This window comes from Peribacillus asahii, from assembly GCF_004006295.1.
GTDB lineage: Bacteria > Bacillota > Bacilli > Bacillales > DSM-1321 > Peribacillus > Peribacillus asahii_A.
This window is the reverse complement of record NZ_CP026095.1, coordinates 1,536,834-1,555,193: the sequence shown is the minus strand read 5'-3', so window position 1 is coordinate 1,555,193 and position 18,360 is coordinate 1,536,834. Positions and strand designations below refer to the sequence as shown.

14 protein-coding genes and 1 pseudogene are annotated in these 18,360 nt (G+C 40.6%); 1 reads left to right on the top strand and 14 read right to left on the bottom strand.

Annotation, left to right across the window (positions count from 1 at the left end):
- The 14 genes and pseudogenes from BAOM_RS07620 to BAOM_RS07555 all read right to left on the bottom strand — a co-directional run bounded on the left by BAOM_RS07620 (position 1) and on the right by BAOM_RS07555 (position 17,901).
- The gene (locus BAOM_RS07620) at positions 1-843 is read right to left on the bottom strand and encodes an ABC transporter permease (protein ID WP_127759762.1); all 843 of its coding nucleotides are present in this window, start codon (positions 841-843) and stop codon (positions 1-3) included.
- Complete coding sequence (locus tag BAOM_RS07615) at positions 840-1,775, bottom strand: ABC transporter ATP-binding protein (protein WP_127759761.1); 936 nt, start codon at positions 1,773-1,775, stop codon at positions 840-842. The genes BAOM_RS07620 and BAOM_RS07615 overlap by 4 nt, the downstream gene beginning before the upstream one ends.
- The gene (locus tag BAOM_RS07610; RefSeq protein ID WP_127759760.1) at positions 1,772-4,159 is read right to left on the bottom strand and encodes a hypothetical protein; all 2,388 of its coding nucleotides are present in this window, start codon (positions 4,157-4,159) and stop codon (positions 1,772-1,774) included. The genes BAOM_RS07615 and BAOM_RS07610 overlap by 4 nt, the downstream gene beginning before the upstream one ends.
- 127 nt (positions 4,160-4,286) lie before the next feature.
- Positions 4,287-5,399, bottom strand: a complete 1,113-nt coding sequence (ftsY, locus tag BAOM_RS07605; RefSeq protein WP_127759759.1) for a signal recognition particle-docking protein FtsY — start codon at positions 5,397-5,399, stop codon at positions 4,287-4,289.
- Between the two features lie 17 nt (positions 5,400-5,416).
- A complete protein-coding gene (gene smc / locus BAOM_RS07600; RefSeq protein ID WP_127759758.1) occupies positions 5,417-8,980 on the bottom strand; it encodes a chromosome segregation protein SMC in 3,564 nt (1,187 codons plus the stop codon).
- Positions 8,981-9,008: 28 nt separating this feature from the next.
- Positions 9,009-9,743: a ribonuclease III gene (rnc, locus tag BAOM_RS07595; RefSeq protein WP_127759757.1), complete on the bottom strand. Its 735-nt coding sequence runs from the start codon at positions 9,741-9,743 to the stop codon at positions 9,009-9,011.
- A gap of 137 nt (positions 9,744-9,880) precedes the next feature.
- Positions 9,881-10,114, bottom strand: coding sequence for an acyl carrier protein (gene acpP, locus BAOM_RS07590; RefSeq protein WP_127759756.1), 234 nt, complete (start codon positions 10,112-10,114; stop codon positions 9,881-9,883).
- 126 nt (positions 10,115-10,240) lie between these two features.
- Positions 10,241-10,984, bottom strand: coding sequence for a 3-oxoacyl-[acyl-carrier-protein] reductase (gene fabG / locus BAOM_RS07585; protein ID WP_127759755.1), 744 nt, complete (start codon positions 10,982-10,984; stop codon positions 10,241-10,243).
- Complete coding sequence (gene fabD, locus BAOM_RS07580; RefSeq protein WP_127759754.1) at positions 10,981-11,931, bottom strand: ACP S-malonyltransferase; 951 nt, start codon at positions 11,929-11,931, stop codon at positions 10,981-10,983. The genes fabG and fabD overlap by 4 nt, the downstream gene beginning before the upstream one ends.
- Before the next feature lie 12 nt (positions 11,932-11,943).
- On the bottom strand, positions 11,944-12,939 hold the full coding sequence (gene plsX, locus BAOM_RS07575; RefSeq protein WP_127759753.1) for a phosphate acyltransferase PlsX: 996 nt from the start codon (positions 12,937-12,939) through the stop codon (positions 11,944-11,946).
- A gap of 21 nt (positions 12,940-12,960) precedes the next feature.
- A complete protein-coding gene (gene fapR, locus BAOM_RS07570; RefSeq protein WP_127759752.1) occupies positions 12,961-13,521 on the bottom strand; it encodes a transcription factor FapR in 561 nt (186 codons plus the stop codon).
- 106 nt (positions 13,522-13,627) lie between these two features.
- A pseudogene (gene recG / locus BAOM_RS07565) lies at positions 13,628-15,675 on the bottom strand (ATP-dependent DNA helicase RecG).
- A gap of 175 nt (positions 15,676-15,850) precedes the next feature.
- Positions 15,851-17,521: a DAK2 domain-containing protein gene (locus BAOM_RS07560; RefSeq protein WP_127759751.1), complete on the bottom strand. Its 1,671-nt coding sequence runs from the start codon at positions 17,519-17,521 to the stop codon at positions 15,851-15,853.
- A 17-nt stretch (positions 17,522-17,538) separates the two neighbouring features.
- Complete coding sequence (locus tag BAOM_RS07555) at positions 17,539-17,901, bottom strand: Asp23/Gls24 family envelope stress response protein (protein WP_127759750.1); 363 nt, start codon at positions 17,899-17,901, stop codon at positions 17,539-17,541.
- A gap of 248 nt (positions 17,902-18,149) precedes the next feature.
- On the opposite strand from BAOM_RS07555, the gene rpmB reads away from it, so the two are divergent.
- The gene (gene rpmB, locus BAOM_RS07550; RefSeq protein WP_028392895.1) at positions 18,150-18,338 is read left to right on the top strand and encodes a 50S ribosomal protein L28; all 189 of its coding nucleotides are present in this window, start codon (positions 18,150-18,152) and stop codon (positions 18,336-18,338) included.
- The last annotated feature ends 22 nt before the right edge of the window (positions 18,339-18,360 follow it).

The following is an 18,360-nucleotide window of genomic DNA, read 5'->3' as shown; positions in this document are numbered from 1 at the left end:
TCATTTCTTCGCTTTCATTTTTGGACGGAGCTTTCGAACACTAAGTACAATTGCCGTAATAAAAATAAGTGTATAAGAAATAAGATGAGCAATCCAAAGTGGAAAAGACACTCCCGACATTCGTGCGATTTCTTCAGCGATGCTCGGTTCAAACAGATTCACCAGTGTAATCGGTGCATTAAACATCGAAAAAAGATAGACGAGTATATTCGTAGTTGGCGTTCCTGTCTGACTCATTTGCGTAAAGCTTGTCGCAATTAGCGCCAAAAAGCCCGTTCCTCCAACAAGAAATAACATCACTCCATATGTTGTGACCATTGCTGCAATCGTTTTGCGAATAAACGTCGAAAACATAACACCTAAACTGCCAATGACAAAAACGGTAAAAACATTTAAAGCAAACACCGTTAGCAGCTCACGCGGTGAAATACCTCCATATAAAAAGACAATGCTATATAAAGGCAAACTTGCAATGATTAACAATAATAAAAAAGCGACTGATGACACGAGCTTTCCAATGATAATGCTGCTGGAGCTTTGCGATGTCGTTAATAAAATATTCAACGTTTGCCGCTCTCGCTCACTGCTAATGACACCTGCCGTTAAGCCTGGTGTAATAAAAATAATTAACGCAAACTGCAACACCGCTAAAATCATAAATAGCTCACGGCTTTGTTCTGGGTTCACCCCACCCATACTGCCCAACTGCTGTACGAAAATCATCCCAATCACGACGATGCCGATTGCTAGCACATAAAATAAAACACCAAGAAAACTTTTTAAAGAACGAAAGCGAAGCTTGAATTCTTTATTTAATACGGGATTCATCAGCCAGCTTTTCATGACTCCATCCCCCCATTCGTAATTTCCATAAACACATCTTCTAAATCGGTTTCGATTTCGGCGAAACTAACTAAGTCGAGCTCTTGCATAATGCAAGCCTTTAATAATTGCTGCTGCGCCTCCGCATTGCCTTTAAACAAAAACTGAATGCTCGCTCCATCCTCATGACGCTCGATTTCACTAATATCTGGATTGTCTTCAAAAAAGGTCAGCGCACGTTCAATATTACGATTCACCTTCACCATCATGCTCTTGGCACCTTGCAATTTCTCTTGGATTTCCGCAACAGAGCCTTGTGCCTTTAACTTCCCTTGATCAATAATGCCAATGACATCACACATTTCTGCGAGCTCCGGTAAAATATGTGACGAAATCAAAATCGTTTTGCCCATAGCTTTTAATTCTTTTAAAATCTCCCGCATTTCAATACGAGCGCGCGGATCTAAGCCAGACGCCGGCTCATCTAAAATAAGTACTTCTGGATCATGAATTAAACTGCGAGCTAAACAAAGACGCTGCTTCATCCCGCGTGATAATAAATCAACATACGAATCTCGTTTATCGGTTAAATTCACAAGCTCTAAAAGCTGGGGAATCAATTTCTTTCGTTCATTGATAGAGATACCATAGCTTGCCCCGTAAAAATCGAGATACTCTTCTGCCTTTAATTGATCGTATACGCCAAAGAAGTCGGGCATATAGCCAATTTGCTCTCGGACTTTTTTTGGTTCTTTTAAAATATTATAGCCATTGACAAAGGCTGTTCCCGAAGTCGGCGCAAGCAATGTCGCTAAAATAGAGAAGGTGGTAGACTTCCCCGCCCCATTTTGACCTACAAAACCAAATACGGTCCCCTCATCAATATGCAAATCTAAGTGATCAAGCGCCGTAAATTTCCCATATTGTTTTGTCAATCCGATAATTTCAATCACGGTGTAACCTCCCCATCAACAGTAATAATCGGTAAACGATTTTCAGCACCATTAGGATCTTGCTTCTTCATTAGCTTCACTTTCAATTCACCATCGGCAGAAAGATAAGCGTTAATCTTCTTGCTTCCTTCAAGCGTCAAAATCCGCTCATCTCCAGCAATCGGTTCATATTTGCCTGTTTTCACATTGTATAGTGCATACTGAAGCTTGGAATCCGTCCACTTAATCGTCAGTTTCGAAGCTTTAAAAGATGGATCTTTCATGATAGCTGGCATTTGAGCATATGCCTCATACTCTCCAACTTCCAGCCAATAAGAAGAAGGTGCGATACTCGTATTTACCTCATAATGACCATTGATTGTTTCAAGTCTCCATGGAAACATTTCTTTTGGCAAACTCACTTCTCCCGATAAAGTCGTGTCTGCTTCAAAGGTTTGGAAAATCAAGTTATTATTATGTTCTTTCATTTTTCCATTTTCTAATTTCAATCCCGTCACTTGATCTTTCGTCAAACCAATAATGACAGGTGCATTATCTGCTGTTTGTCCGTTAAAGAAATACTGACCGGCAAGATATAATAATTGGTCGTTCCGAACTTGATTCCAGTCCACTTTTTGTCCAGGGTTCCACGTATGCATGCTCGATGAAAAACTCATCGTAGGACGCATTAAGAAATCCGTTTTTAACTTTTGGTGAACAGTTAGCGTTTCTCCCTTTTTTAACGCCCCTAAGTCCCATTTCTGGTTACCTGACACAATCATGATTTCCTCAAAATCGTAGTTCAAATTGTTCACAATGGTTCCTGCTAGTTTTTTATTTTCCACTTTCAAATCGGTCTTAAATTCACCAGCTTGTTTTTGCGAAATGCGTCCCACTAGCGAACGTGTTGACCAATATTCGACGCCTGGAAATTCAATCGCTATTTCCTTCGCTTTTTCTTCGACAACTGGAGCACGAAGCGGGTTACCTGAAAAAGAATCCGGTGCAGATGGCAAAGCAAGCATTTCATCCTTTGCAAAAGATAGCTTATAGTCTCCGCTTGTATTCGAAAGTAACACATTAGATTGAATGCCCGTTACATGTTGATGATTCACTTGATAAATACCCAGCTGATTTAATTGAGGCTGAGCGATTCGATCTTTTGCTCCGAGCGCAAAAATGACGACTGAGCTAATAATCGCTACAACCGGAATGCTCCACCACGCATGCTCGCGTTTATCTAATTTCTTAAGGACCACATATAAGAGCGGGATTAAAATAAGTAAATAGACAATTAATAAGAGAATTAATTGACCAGTTGAAAAATTTGTATGATCAAACCATTTATTCGGTTCCGACAATTCCCACTCTAAATTATTCAAGAGATTATCCATTTGATTGTACGGATCATTCGTTGTTAATGTAAGCAAAGTCGCCTCAACCCAAGCCCCGTACTTATTCCAAGAAGCTAGCGGTTCATCTCCGAGTGAAAAACTTGTTTGGATAATCATCCCGCTTCCAAACTCTTTTTTTACAACAACTGGATGATTATCACTCTTCACCATAATACCTGCCTCTTTTTCAACTTCCCCAACAAAACTAGGAATCTGCTTAAAAGAAGGTGCTTGCTTACCACTTCCTAAAAAAGCACTACTAATCGTTACCTCTTTAGTCGGCTTCATCGGTAATAAATCATAAAGTGTATCGTATTGTTGACTGGCATTCGGTGTTGCACCAGCAATCAAAATCCCTCCGTTTTGAACCCATTCAGCAATGGCTTCCTGTTGCTCATGATCGAGTGTGCCCATGGAAAATTCATCGATAATTAAATATGTGAGCACATCGTATCCTCTCGCCTCATTTGGTAAATCTCCCTTTGTTAAATCGAATGTATTCGTTGGAGAGGAAGGCAGTACACGCCATTCTTTTAGACGATCATACTTTTCACTTAATATACCAATCTGTACTTCCCCCGAATCGACGAATTTAGGTGCAATTACTTTCGTCCCTTTAAACGCTACTTCCTTTCCTTTCTTCCAATCTCCTTCATATAAATGAATCGTTTGTTGAACTGCAGACGAAGAATAATTCTCATCTGTATACGCGGGCAAGGTAACCGAATATGTTTTTACACTTCCCTTTGGCAGTTCAACTTGGATGGCTTGTGAGCCTCCTAACTGATAGGTTGCTTGAAACTGAAGCAGCAACGTGCCACTAAACGCTTCTCCTTTATTCTCTATTTCAACTTTGACAGGCAGCGCCGCCGAACGCTTCGCATATCCACCTAGCCCTTCTTCAATTGAAATACTAATCTTCGGTTGTTCAGCAGCAGCCAGCAATGGAAAAATTGTAAAAACCATTAAAAACAACAAACCGGCTGCTACTTGACGTGCTATATTGGACAAACGAACTCCCCCTTTTTTTTCTCTCTATAAAATAGACGAGCGAGAAAATAAAAAAGTATACAAAAACTTTTTAGAATATGAAAAAAGCCAGAAAGGAAAAACCCTTCTGACTTTCGTTCACGTATTATCATTCTGCTTTTTCAATAATGTCTGCAAACAATCCGTACACATATTTCTCTGCATCGAACTCTTGCAAATCATCCATTTTCTCACCTAGTCCAACAAACTTAACCGGAATCGCTAATTCATTTCGAATCGCTAACACGATTCCCCCTTTTGCTGTTCCATCAAGCTTTGTTAGCACAATGCCTGATACATTTGTTGCCTCTTTAAAGGTTTTGGCTTGAATTAATGCATTTTGTCCTGTTGTTGCATCTAACACTAATAATACTTCATGCGGTGCACCAGGTACTTCACGCTCAATCACTCGTTTTACTTTTTCAAGCTCTTTCATCAAGTTCACTTTGTTTTGTAAACGGCCTGCCGTATCACAAATCAAAATATCCGCACCGCGTGCTTTTGCTGCTTGAATCGCATCAAACATAACCGCCGCCGGATCAGAGCCCTCTCCTTGTTTAATAACATCGACGCCAACACGCTCGCCCCATACTTCTAATTGATCAATCGCACCGGCACGGAACGTATCACCCGCTGCTAATACGACCGACTTGCCTTCCTCTTTAAACTTATGAGCCATTTTTCCGATTGTTGTCGTTTTCCCAACGCCATTCACACCAACGAATAAAATAACCGTTAAGCCATCTTTTTGAATGTTCAACTCAGATTGTTCTTCGTCTCCGCCTTGGTAAATGTCGACTAATTTCTCAGAAATAACATCTTGCACTTCTTTTGTATCCGAAATATTGCGGCGCTTCACTTCCATTTTTAGTTCATCGACAAGCTCCATCACCGTATCAAAGCCGACATCTGCTTGAATTAAAATTTCTTCAAGCTCTTCGAAGAATTCTTCATCCACTTTACGATAGCGTGCGACTAAATCATTAACTCGGCTTGTGAAGGCATTACGCGTCTTCGCTAAACCTTGTTTAAACTTCTCTCCAATCGAAATCTGCTCTTGCTTCTTTTCAATCTCTTCCTTCACGTCTGGCTGCTCGTTCAACGCTACTTGTTCGTTCAACTCCAACTGTTCATTCGCTTCCAGTTGTTCAGCAGGTTCTGGTGTTACATTTTCATTTTTCTCACCTACAAATTTCTCTTTCAGCTTCTTAAAAAAACTCATTGTGTCACTTCCTTCTGTTATACTCTTGCTACTTCTTCTGTCTCTTCCATTCGTACAGAAACAAGCCTTGAAACACCTGATTCCTGCATCGTAATGCCATATAACACATCCGCACCTTCCATCGTACCTTTGCGATGCGTAATGACGATAAATTGCGTTTCTTCGCTGAACTTGCGCAAAAATTGACTAAAACGCGTGATATTCGCTTCATCCAGCGCTGCTTCAACTTCATCAAGCACACAAAACGGCACCGGACGTACTTTTAAAATAGAAAACAGCAAGGCAATCGCAGTTAGTGCTCGTTCTCCACCTGATAATAAACTTAAATTTTGCAATTTCTTCCCAGGGGGCTGAGCGACAATCTCGACACCTGTTTGCAACAAATTCAGCGAATCCGTTAACTTTAATTCAGCACGGCCTCCGCCAAATAACGCTTTAAACACTTGTCCGAATTGATCACGAATCGCATAAAATGTCTCAGAAAAGCGCCGCGTCATCTCTTCATCCATTTCACAAATCACTTGAAGAAGGGTATCTTTCGCTTGCTGCAAGTCATCCTTTTGATTAAGTAAAAATTCATAGCGTTCTGATACACGCTCATACTCATCAATTGCCCCTAAGTTAACGTTTCCTAACTCGTCAATCGCCAATTTAATGAGCTTGACTCGTTTCTTCGCTTCTTCAACCGGCAATGTTAACGGATACTTCTCTTTTGCAGCCTCATAGCTTAAAAGATATTCCTCTCGTAGCTTAGAAAGTCGATTTTCAAGCTCTACATCAAGTCGATTCAACTTCACTTCTTCATCTTTGACGCTTTCTGCAATGCCTTTATATTGACGATTTTGCTCTTTTAAATCGAGCTCCATATCCTCAAGCTCCGTTTGCAAACTCTCTTTTTCTTGACGTGTAACCGAAATCTTTTCAATCGTTTCATTTTTCAGTGCAAACTGCTCTTTTGCGGCATCCTCTAATCGTTCTTCCCCGCTTGAACTATCACTCATTTCATTCGTTAAAAGCGACCAGTCATCCTCATATTCAGCAAGCTTCGTTTGTGTCATAAGCCAATCTTCCTCAAGACGAGCCATATTTTCCTTTTGGTTACGAAGCTGTTCTCGTTTGGAAGCAAGCGTTACTTTCAACTCACTCATCTCTTCTAGAAGGATTTCTTTTGAGGATTGCTGTGTTTCCTTTCGCTCCGTCAATTGAGCAATCGTTTCATCAAGTCGACTAAGCTCCTCTGCACACGATACGATAATGTTCTCCAACTCTTCAAGACGGGCCGTTCTTTGCTGCTCTTCTTCTATGAGTTGTGTTTTATCCAAATCATATAAATGAAGACGGTCATTAATATTCTTTTCTTGTAATTCAATTTCTCGAAATTTATTTTTCAGTAATTGCTCTTTTTCTCGCAATGACTCACCTGATTGTTTCATTTCTGCTAAACGTTCTTCTTGCTGTGTGATTTCAGCTTTTAGCTCCCGAACTTCACGTTCTAATTGATTTGTTTTCGCTTCCATATCGACAAGCTTATTTTTAAGTTCCTCTAATTCCGCTTTTCGCGATAATAAGGATGAGGACTTTTGCTTAAGTGCTCCCCCTGTCATCGAACCACCAGGATTTACAACATCCCCATCAAGCGTTACAAAACGATAACGATGACCGACTAATTTAGCCAGCTCATTTGCTCCTTTTAAATCACGTGTAATAACGACCGTTCCAAGTAAGTTCGTCACAATCTCTGCATATTTCGCTTCATAGTCTATTAATTGGGCAGCAGTACCAATAAAAGCTGGATGATTTTGAAGCAGTTTCAATTGAGACTGGGGCACTTCTCTACCTTTTATGACAGAGAGTGGTAAAAAAGTAGCCCGGCCATAACCATTTTTCTTTAAAAAGCTAATCGCCTGACGGGCATGTTCTTCTTCACGAACAACAACATGCTGCATCGCCGCGCCAAGCGCGATCTCAATCGCCGTTTGATAGCTTTTTGGCACTGTAATCAACTCCGCAACGGCACCTTCAATACCTTGCAAAGAAGCTTTTGCTTTTAATATTTCTTTTACACCTTGGAAGAACCCTGCATACTCTTCTTCCATTTCCTCTAACAACTCTTTACGCGCCTTCGCTTGCTGTAAAAATTGATACGCTTTATATAGTGTCGTTTCTTGCTTTTGATAGCGGTCCTTCGTTGCTTCTTGTTCCTTTTCCTGACTACGATAACGAGCCACATGCTTTTCTAACTCGAGCGTTATCTCGCGCAATTCCACTTCATGCTGCTGTTTTTGCTGCACGATTGACGTTCTTTCCGTTAAATACTTTGCATTATCATTATCCAGCCTCTCATTTTTATAAGCCTGCTGCTCCAGCTGCTGAGCTAAATATTGCTTTTCGTTTTTCGCTGTCGCTTGCTTATTTAGCCATTCAATATAGTCACTTTTATGAAGTTCAATCGTCCCCTCAATATCCGTTTGGAAGGAACCTAAGGTTTGTTGCTTTTCTTGCAAGAGCGACTGCAAGTTTTTTACTTCATTTTCTAATTCGCGAACCAAAATGATTTGAGCTTCTTTATCCACCTCTAAACGGGCGATAAACGCTTTAGCCTCTTCGATGGACTTTTCAAGTTGAACTTTATTTTGTGTCGCATTTTTCTTCCGTTCTTTTAATACTTCTTTTCTACCTTCTAACTTTTCTAGATCTTCACTTGATGTTAAAAGAATCGCTTGTAAATCATTCATCGTTGCATCTAAACTAGCTGTTTTCTGGCGCAGCGCCTGTAGGGCTGCTTCCTTTTGATGCAGTTCGCTTGCCATTTGCTCTTTTCTTAGCGTATGCTCTTCTAACTCATGAGATAGCTTTTCCCATTTTCGGTGAAGCTCTTCAATTTCATAAACTGTTAAGCTGACTTCAAATTGCTCTAGCTCTTCCTTTTTCGCCAAAAACTCTTTAGCAAGCGACGATTGAATTTTTAACGGCTCTACCTGACCTTCTAATTCATAAAGAATATCTTGAACACGATTTAAATTTTCCTGTGTTTCAGCAAGCTTTTGCTCGGCTTTCTTTTTACGCGTTTTATATTTTAAAACACCAGCTGCTTCTTCAAAAATAACGCGTCTTTCTTCCGCCTTACTGCTTAATATTTCTTCTACTTTCCCCTGGCTAATAATCGAAAAAGCTTCGCGGCCGAGGCCTGAATCCATAAATAAATCAACGATATCCTTTAAACGACAGGGCTGATTATTAATTAAAAATTCACTGTCACCCGATCTGTACACTCTTCTTGTAATACTGACTTCATGAAAATCAATGGGTAAAGAATTTGTTACGTTATCAAGGGTTAAAGATACCTCAGCAAAATTCAAAGGCTTTCTTGAATCGCTTCCGGAAAAGATAATATCCTCCATTTTCGCCCCGCGCAATGATTTGGCGGACTGTTCGCCAAGCACCCAACGAATCGCATCTGTTATATTACTTTTTCCACTTCCGTTCGGCCCTACGACTGCGGTTACACCTGGTACAAAGTCCATTGAAATTTTCTCTGCGAAAGACTTAAATCCTACAACGTCCAAGCGTTTGAGGAACATGCTCTCTCCCCCTTATCTTTCACAATCATTATGATCTTTTTTGTCTTAATACGTTTAAGGCACGCTCGGCAGCATGCTGCTCTGCTTCTTTTTTCGATTTACCAGAGCCGGACCCTAGTTTTTCTCCATTGAGTAAAACAATAGAAACAAATTCACGATTATGAGCCGGTCCTTTTTCCTGTAATATTTTATACTGAATGGTACCGCTGCTATCACGTTGAATCAATTCTTGAAGCTGGCTCTTGTAATCCATCACATGAGAAAAAGCACCCTCGTCTATTTTCGGGAAAACCACTTTTCTTAAAAACTCGACGACTTGTTCTAAACCACTATCTAAATACAATGCTCCAATGAAAGATTCAAAAACATCGGCAAGCATCGCTGGACGCTCTCTACCGCCTGTCATTTCTTCTCCTTTTCCGAGCAATACAAATTCACCAAACCCTAATTGATTGGCAAACATAACAAGTGACGGTTCACAAACAATAGCGGCTCTTAGCTTTGTTAGCTCCCCTTCGCTCATCATTGGATATTTTTTAAATAAATATTTAGATACCGTCAGTTCTAATACAGCGTCTCCTAAAAATTCAAGCCGTTCATTATCTTCGTAAAGCTTGCGGCGATGCTCATTCACATAAGATGAATGGGTAAATGCTTGTTTTAATAATTTGACCTGAGAAAACTGGATGCCTAAGCGATCCTGAAGTTGTTTAAATTTTTGCTCCTTGACTGATAGTTGATGATTATTTCCGTTCCTGCGCATTTAATAAAACCCTCCACAACGGTTAAAAAGCTTATTTCCCCGAAATTTATAATTGCCCCTCCCTACCATCATACCTAATTCTGGTCACAAGAGAAAGCTCCGTTTAAAAAACGGAGCTTTGATTTGAGAGCATTTCATTACAATACACTCTGTATGTAATTTACAGCATCTCCTACTGTAGCGATTTTTTCTGCATCATCGTCAGAAATCTCCATATCAAACTCGTCTTCAAGTTCCATTACAAGTTCTACTACATCTAGAGAATCTGCACCAAGATCTTCTTTGAATGAAGCCTCAAGTTTTACTTCTGATTCTTCAACATTCAAACGATCTACTACGATTTTTGTTACTCTTTCTAATACGTCTGCCACTGCATTCACCTCCCCTCAAGCTAAAAGCACCCATTTATCGGCTTTTAAAGCTAGACACTAGTACTCATCAAAAATGATTGCATCCTTATTTTCTGTAAAAACTCAAAGCCTAACTGTAACAGTGTATTACATGACCATGCCACCGTCAACATGAAGTGTTTGTCCAGTCATATAACGACTAGCATCCGACGCAAGAAAAGCCGCTACAGAAGCAATGTCCTTTGGATCCCCGAAACGAGCAAGAGGAATTTGCTGAAGCATAGCTTGTTGAATCTCCTCTGTTAACTCGTCTGTCATATCTGTTGAAATAAAGCCAGGTGCAATTGCATTGACCGTAATGCCGCGCGGCGCCAATTCTTTTGCTGATGTTTTTGTTAATCCAATTACACCAGCCTTTGCCGCTACATAGTTTGCTTGCCCGGCATTTCCGCTCACACCAACAATTGAAGCAATGTTAATAATTCGTCCGCTGCGCTGCTTCATCATTTGTCTTGTCACAGCTTTTGTACAAAGGAATACACCTTTTAAATTCGTATTGATAACATCATCCCACTCGGACTCTTTCATACGCATAAGCAAATTATCACGTGTAATGCCTGCGTTGTTGACTAAAATATCTAAACGACCAAACTGTTCAATCGTTGCTTTAACCATCTCAGCTACACTTTCACTATTCGCTACGTCACACTGAATCGCCATCGCTTCTCGTCCAAGCGCTTTAATTTCGTCCACTACTTCATTTGCTTTTGCTTCACTGCCCGCATAATTGACTGCTACATCGGCACCAAGACGCGCCAATTCTAACGCAATTTCACGTCCAATTCCACGTGAAGCACCAGTTACAAGAACTTTTTTACCTTCTAACATCATGCACGCTCCTCCTTTAAAGCTTCAATTGTTTTCGCTAACGTTTCTAGGCTGGAGACGGAATAAATATTTACAGAACGGTCGATTTTCTTAATAAGACCGCCCAATACTTTACCAGGTCCCACTTCAACAAATGTATCAACACCTAAATCTAGCAATTTCTTCACGCTATCCTCCCAAAGGACAGGAGAATAAAGCTGTTCGATTAATTTTTCTTGAATGTCAGCCGGTTCTGTAATCGGCTCCGCTGTCACATTCGAAATAACAGGAATATCCGCTTGAACAATACTAATCTTATTTAACACTTCGTTTAATTGTTCTGCTGCAGGCTTCATAAGCGCAGAGTGAAAAGGACCGCTTACATCTAATGGAAGAGCACGCTTCGCTCCTTTTTCCTTCACTTGTACCATTGCTGTCTCGACACCTTTTCGCGTACCTGAAATAACAATTTGACCTGGACAGTTAATATTCGCTAATTGAACCGTTTCTCCAGTCGTTTCTGTAATGTCTGCTGTAATGTCTGCTAATAGCTCTCGATCCATTCCTAAAATTGCCGCCATAGAGCCTTGCTTATTCGGAACAGCTTGTTCCATAAATTCACCGCGTTTACGAACCGTATAGACCGCATCTTCAAAGCTCATTGCACCAGCAGCTGCTAAGGCAGTATATTCGCCTAAGCTATGTCCAGCCGTATAATCTGGCGTAATGCCTGCTTCTGTTAACGCAGTAAAAAATGCATAGCTTGTCGTTAAAAGAGCTGGCTGAGCATTATATGTAATGGTTAATTCTTCTTGGGGACCATGAAAAATTAAATTTGATAAAGCAACGTCTAACTTTTGATCCGCTGTTTGAAACGTTTGTTGTGCTCGCTCATTTTCTTGATAGATATCTTGTCCCATTCCTACTGTTTGTGAACCTTGACCTGGAAAGACAAAAGCGATTTTTCTCATTGTCTACACTCCTTACTTACTGTTAATTTTTTCGATTGTTTTGGCAACCGTCTCTGTCACATCGTGTGCAACCATGTCTCTTGTTTGACGAATGGCATTATAAATAGCATTAGCATCCGACGATCCGTGCGCTTTAATAACAGGTGCTTTTAACCCAAATAACCCTGCTCCGCCATACTCTGAATAATCCATTTGGCTTTTAATCCCCATTAATTGAGGCTTTAAAAGTCCCGCGGCGATTTTACTTTTCAGATTGCTCATCATCGCGGCCTTCACCATTTTAAATACACTCATCGCCGTGCCTTCAATCGCTTTCAGCACCATGTTTCCTGTGAATCCATCTGTGACAACGACATCTGCTACACCATTGAGTAAATCACGCGATTCAACGTTACCGATAAAATGAATATCTTCAGATTGCTGTAATAAAGCAAACGCTTCTTTCGTTAGCTCATTTCCTTTTTTTTCTTCGGTGCCGATATTCAATAAGCCCACTCGTGGTTTTGCGACATTACGTACTTTTTGCGCATAAACAGAACCCATAATCGCAAATTGTAATAAGTGCTCTGCTTTAGCGTCTGAATTAGCCCCAACATCTAAAAACACAAACCCTTTACCATCAATCGTTGGCATTGTTGGTGTTAAAGCTGGGCGTTCAATTCCATCAATTCGGCCTACAACAAACAGCCCAGAAGCCATTAACGCACCTGTATTTCCAGATGAAATACAAGCATCCGCTTTTCCATCTGCTACTTGCTGTGCAGCAAGTACCATAGAAGCTGTCTTTTTACGTCTCACTGCTCGGACTGGCTCATCCGTGCTTAAAATCTCTTCTTCTGTATGTATGACTGTAATACGCTGATCATTCGTTAAAAATGGTCTGATTTTTGCTTCATTTCCCACTAACAATATTTCAACGTCTGCAAAGGCTTCAACCGCCTTCATCGCTCCTAGCACCTGTTCTTTTGGAGCATGATCTCCACCCATTGCATCTAACGCGATTTTCATATTTATTCATCCTCCCGCTCATTATGAGCGATACATTTCAAATTCACCTTTAAACACTAGTTCTGTTCCAACGAAGCTACGCACTTCCACAACGGTACGGTGGTCAGTAACGTGCTCAAAAGTTTTCACTCTTGCTTTTGCAATCACACGTTCATGTTCTTTTACAGAACGTGTAAAGGAAATAGACGCTTTCGCTGTCAGAGCTAGTTCATCATTAATAACTGCTACAGCAAGCGAGTTCGCTTGCGCAAACAAATGATGCCCTCTTGCAATTCCATTTCGGCTAAAAACATGTTCTTTTTTAATGTCTAATATCGAAATAGCGCTTTCATCTAAGTTAATATCGATTACTTCTCCAATGACTTCATCCAAAGGTAACGCTCGTACTTCATCCGTGAATCTTTTTTCAGCGACGTTTTTAATACGTTCACGAAGCTCTGGAATTGATAATTCAAGACGATCAAGCCGTATCGTTTGGACGCTCACAGAGAACTGATTAGCCAGCTCTTCATCCGTGATAAAAGGGTTTCCTTCTATCGTTTCGACTAATAATTGCTGGCGTTCCTTCTTGTTTCTTCTCATATCGAAGGTCACCATCCAAAGTATTAAGACTAGGTACTAATAGTAGTATATAAGTTAAACTAGCAGAATGCAAGAAAACTCGTAATCTGCTAGTTATTTTTTAAAATTAATCCAACTTCTCCCCATCTAACACACCTGTTTGTTCCAAATATGTGCGCAGCGGCAAATATTCCGGCATGTTCCAAAAGCTCTGTGAAGCTATTAATTTTGCCGCATCATCGCGCGCCACTTCGAGCGTACGATAATCATGAACCATATCCGCTACTTTAAATTCTGGTAACCCGCTTTGTTTTTTGCCAAAAAAGTCTCCAGGGCCGCGCAATTCTAAATCTTTTTCTGAAAGAACGAAACCATCATTTGTTTCGGTCATAATTTTCATCCGCTCTTTACCTACTTCTGTTTTCGGATCTGCTAGCAAAATACAATAAGACTGATCGCTTCCTCGTCCAACTCGACCTCTCAGCTGATGAAGCTGCGAAAGCCCGAAGCGCTCGGCATCATAAATGACCATAACCGTTGCATTCGGCACATTCACCCCAACCTCTACAACGGTAGTCGATACTAGAATTTGTGCCTCATTCATGCTAAATTGCCTCATGACTTCTTCTTTTTCATCCGCAGGCAAGCGTCCATGCATTAAGCCGACCTTATAGCGGCCTGAATAGTACTGCGAAAGCATCGCATGAACATCTAACACATTTTGCAGCGAATCTAATTTTTCTGACTCCTCCACTAATGGACAAATAACATACGCTTGACGTCCTTTACGCAGCTCTTTTTCAATAAACAAAAGAATACGATCCACCATTTGATGTTTAGCCCAATAGGTTTCAATCGTTTTTCGGCCGGCAGGAAGCTCATCAATGATCGACACATCCATTTCCCCAAAAACCGTAATCGCAAGCGTTCTTGGAATCGGTGTAGCTGTCATAAATAAAACGTCAGGATTCGCTCCTTTTTCCCGTAAAATACGACGTTGCTCCACTCCGAAGCGATGCTGCTCATCCGTAATCACTAAACCGAGCTTCCGAAAATTCACTTCATCTTGAATGAGAGCATGTGTCCCGATTAACACATCGATTTCCCCTTCTGCAAGCAGCTGCAATAGCTCTCGACGCTTCTTCCCTTTAACAGAACTCGTCAACAGAGCTGTTTCACTCCAACAGGTTCAAGCATGAGTGAAAGAGAATGAGCATGCTGTTCTGCCAATATTTCAGTCGGCACCATTAAAGCGCCTTGAAAGCCCGCAGAGACCGTGGCAAACAAACTAATAGCCGCAACAACCGTCTTCCCTGAACCAACATCCCCTTGAAGCAAACGATTCATCCGAAACGGCGACTTCATATCATCCAATATTTCGCAAACGACACGCTGCTGTGCATTTGTTAATGGAAACGGCAAAGTCCGAGTAAACTCCTCTACACTCTCTTTATTATAGGTTTGTCCAATCCCTTTTGATTGCTCTCGCTGGACTTTTCTGAGCGCTTGCATTTTCAATTGAAAAAATAAAAACTCTTCATAAACAAAGCGGCGGCGTGCCTGCTTCACAGTATTTGCGGATGGCGGAAAATGCATCGTTTGCAAAGCTTCTTTCCGCGTCATCAATTTATACCTAGTTAATAATTGGGGAGGTAAATTATCTTCAATAAAAGAACCATACTGTGCAAACGCATTCTTCATCAAACGCCGCATTCCCTTTACCGTTAAACTGCCTCGAACAGAATAAACAGGCTCAAATTCTTTCTCTAATTGATATGGACCAATATGGCATTCTGAACCTGTAATCGTTTGACGATGACGGTCCCATTTACCTGTAACCGTTACCGTTACACCCATTTCTAACTTGCTTTTTAAATAGGGCTGATTAAAAAAAATGACCGTAATTAAATAGCGGCCTGTTAGCACTTTAAGCGTTAGACGCGACTTCTTCTTTCCAAAATAACTAACGAGCGGCGCGCTATGAATTGTCCCCTCAATTGTCACCCGCTCATCATGTTCAACAGCTTCTAAATCCTTTAGTCGATAATCTTCATAGCGATAAGGTAAATGCTCTAATAGATCGATAACGGTATCAATCTCCATCTCATGTAACAAAGCGGCCGTATCCGTACCTATTCCCTTTATCGCAGTAACAGGCTGTAATAAATTGTTCATCGCTTCACTTGCAGCCTCCTGAAACATTCTCACTTCTCCTCTCCGCAACAACGATTGCTTGATTGTTTCTTTCATCCTCGAAAAATAAACTGCATAGCCTAATGACTTATGCAGTTTATTGCTGATTCACAGCTTATACACGACCAATCGAATCGATACATTCAATTGGATCTTTTTATTCAATTGAGAAAATAAACGCATATAAAGGTTGCTGTCCATTATGGACTTCTACTTCAACGTCTTCAAATGTTTCTTCACAAAAAGCAACAAGTGCTTCTACTTCTTCATTTGTCGCGTCTTCTCCATGAAGAATCGTTAAAATTTCCGAATCTTCATCAATCATCTCTGCTAACAAATCTTTTGCAACTTGAAGCTTTTCTTTTCCCTTGACTTTAATTTTCCCTTCGTCAAGACCCATGAAGTCGCCATTTTCAATCGTTAAGCCATCGATTTGCGTATCGCGAACAGCATAGGTAATCTGCCCTGTCTTCACATGAGAAAGGGCTTCTTTCATAACCGCTTCATTCTCTTCTGCAGAAAGAGCTGGATTAAACGTAAGTAACGCCGCCATTCCTTGCGGGACTGTTTTAGATGGGATAACAATAACTTGTTCCTCTAACACAGCCGCAGCTTGCTCAGCTGCCATAATAATATTTTTATTATTCGGCAAGATGATAATCGTTTCTGCATGAACAGCTTGTACCGCCTTAACGATATCCTCTGTGCTCGGATTCATTGTTTGGCCGCCCTCAATAACCTGCTTGGCACCAATGCTTTTAAATAATTCACTAATTCCGGCACCCATCGCAACCGATACAACACCATATTGTTCTTTTTCCTTTGGCGCTGTTTGTAACGGCGTTGTCGTTTCATTGACAATCGCTGTATGCTGTTCACGCATATTATCAATTTTCACCTTTATTAAGCTGCCGTACTGTTGACCATAGTTTAAGCAAGTTCCCGGTTGTTCCGAATGAATATGTACTTTCACAATTTCTTCATCAGAAATAACAAGTAAAGAATCTCCGTACTCACTTAAATCTTGACGAAAGGACTCTTCGTCAAAAGGATGATTGGCTACTTTTCCCGCCTCTAATCGCAGCATAAATTCTGTACAGTAACCAAATACGATATCCTCCGTATTCATGTGCCCTTGTACATTCATATGGTGCTCCGCATTTACCAGCTCATCCATACTTGGAATATTGGCCGAACGAGTTGGAAGAGCTTCTCCCTTTAACTCCGCAAGAAAGCCTTCATATACAAACACTAAACCTTGACCGCCGCTATCTACTACACCTACTTCTTTTAAAACCGGTAATAAATCTGGCGTACGATTTAGCGATGCATTTGCTTCTGCCACAACTTCTTCCATCACAAGAACGATATCACGATGCTTTTTAGCAGAAACAACCGCTTGCTTGGCTGCATCTTTAGCAACCGTTAAAATTGTTCCTTCAACAGGTTTCATGACCGCTTTGTATGCCGTTTGAACACCCGCTTCAAATGCTTGAGCAAATTCTTCGCTCGTAATCGCTGCTTTATGTTCAATCGCTTTTGAGAAGCCGCGGAATAACTGTGATAAAATAACACCGGAGTTCCCACGCGCTCCCATCAGCAAGCCTTTCGATAACGCAGCTCCTACTTTACCAATATGCTCTTGCACATTGTTCTGTACTTCCTTCGCTCCAGAAGTCATAGATAAATTCATATTCGTTCCTGTATCTCCATCTGGAACAGGGAAAACGTTTAATGCATCGACCATTTGAGCATGAGCTGCCAGCTGATTAGCCCCTTGAATGATCATTTCTGCAAAACGTTTTCCGTCTAAACTCGTAATTGACACAAAATTTCCTCCTATACTTAAGCGTTCGTTACACGAACTCCTTGCACAAAAATATTAACAGAATCAACAGCAAGTCCAACTGTTTGATCCAGAGTATATTTCACCTTCGATTGCACATTATGAGCAATTTCTGAAATTTTCGTTCCATAACTAACAATAATAAACATATCAATGTGAACTTCTTCGTTTTCTTGACGAACGATAACGCCTTTAGCGAAATTCTCTCTTCGTAAAATTTCAGCAATACCGTCTTTAAATTGTTTTTTGGAAGCCATCCCGACAATTCCGTAGCAATCAACAGCCGCTCCGCCAGCTACAGTAGCAATTACATCCATAGAGATATCAATTTGTCCATATTTCGTTTGTAATTCGATAGACATTTTCTTTACCCTCCCAAAAAATCGCATTAACTATTTAACATTCTACTATAATAGCCCTTGTTTTAAAAGTCATAGCCATCCTATTTTATTATAAATGATTCTTCTCAACTATATGTCAAGGTATTTTTCTTGAAAGTAATAAACTACAGTATTGCATTCTCACGGCATGTATGATAAATTATTAAGGTATTTCAAAAGACTTAAGATAGTTTTGAACTTAAGCAAGAGTAGTTAGGAGGGAATTAAACATGGCACGTCAATGTGTAATCACTGGAAGAAAAACTCGTTCTGGTAACAAACGCTCTCACGCAATGAACGCAAACAAGCGTACATGGGGCGCTAACCTTCAAAAAGTACGTATTTTAGTTGACGGTAAACCTAAACGTGTATACGTTTCTGCAAGAGCTCTTAAATCAGGCAAAGTAGAACGCGTATAATGTTAACGGCATCCTCCCCAGG

Coding starts and splice junctions, on each gene's coding strand:
- smc (WP_127759758.1), bottom strand. CDS start 8,980: ATGTTCCTCAAACGCTTGGACGTTGTAGGATTTAAGTCTTTCGCAGAG.
- BAOM_RS07555 (WP_127759750.1), bottom strand. CDS start 17,901: ATGTCTATCGAATTACAAACGAAATATGGACAAATTGATATCTCTATG.
- fabG (WP_127759755.1), bottom strand. CDS start 10,984: ATGATGTTAGAAGGTAAAAAAGTTCTTGTAACTGGTGCTTCACGTGGA.
- rpmB (WP_028392895.1), top strand. CDS start 18,150: ATGGCACGTCAATGTGTAATCACTGGAAGAAAAACTCGTTCTGGTAAC.
- BAOM_RS07620 (WP_127759762.1), bottom strand. CDS start 843: ATGAAAAGCTGGCTGATGAATCCCGTATTAAATAAAGAATTCAAGCTT.
- fapR (WP_127759752.1), bottom strand. CDS start 13,521: ATGAGAAGAAACAAGAAGGAACGCCAGCAATTATTAGTCGAAACGATA.
- ftsY (WP_127759759.1), bottom strand. CDS start 5,399: ATGAGTTTTTTTAAGAAGCTGAAAGAGAAATTTGTAGGTGAGAAAAAT.
- plsX (WP_127759753.1), bottom strand. CDS start 12,939: ATGAAAATCGCGTTAGATGCAATGGGTGGAGATCATGCTCCAAAAGAA.
- fabD (WP_127759754.1), bottom strand. CDS start 11,931: ATGAGAAAAATCGCTTTTGTCTTTCCAGGTCAAGGTTCACAAACAGTA.
- rnc (WP_127759757.1), bottom strand. CDS start 9,743: ATGCGCAGGAACGGAAATAATCATCAACTATCAGTCAAGGAGCAAAAA.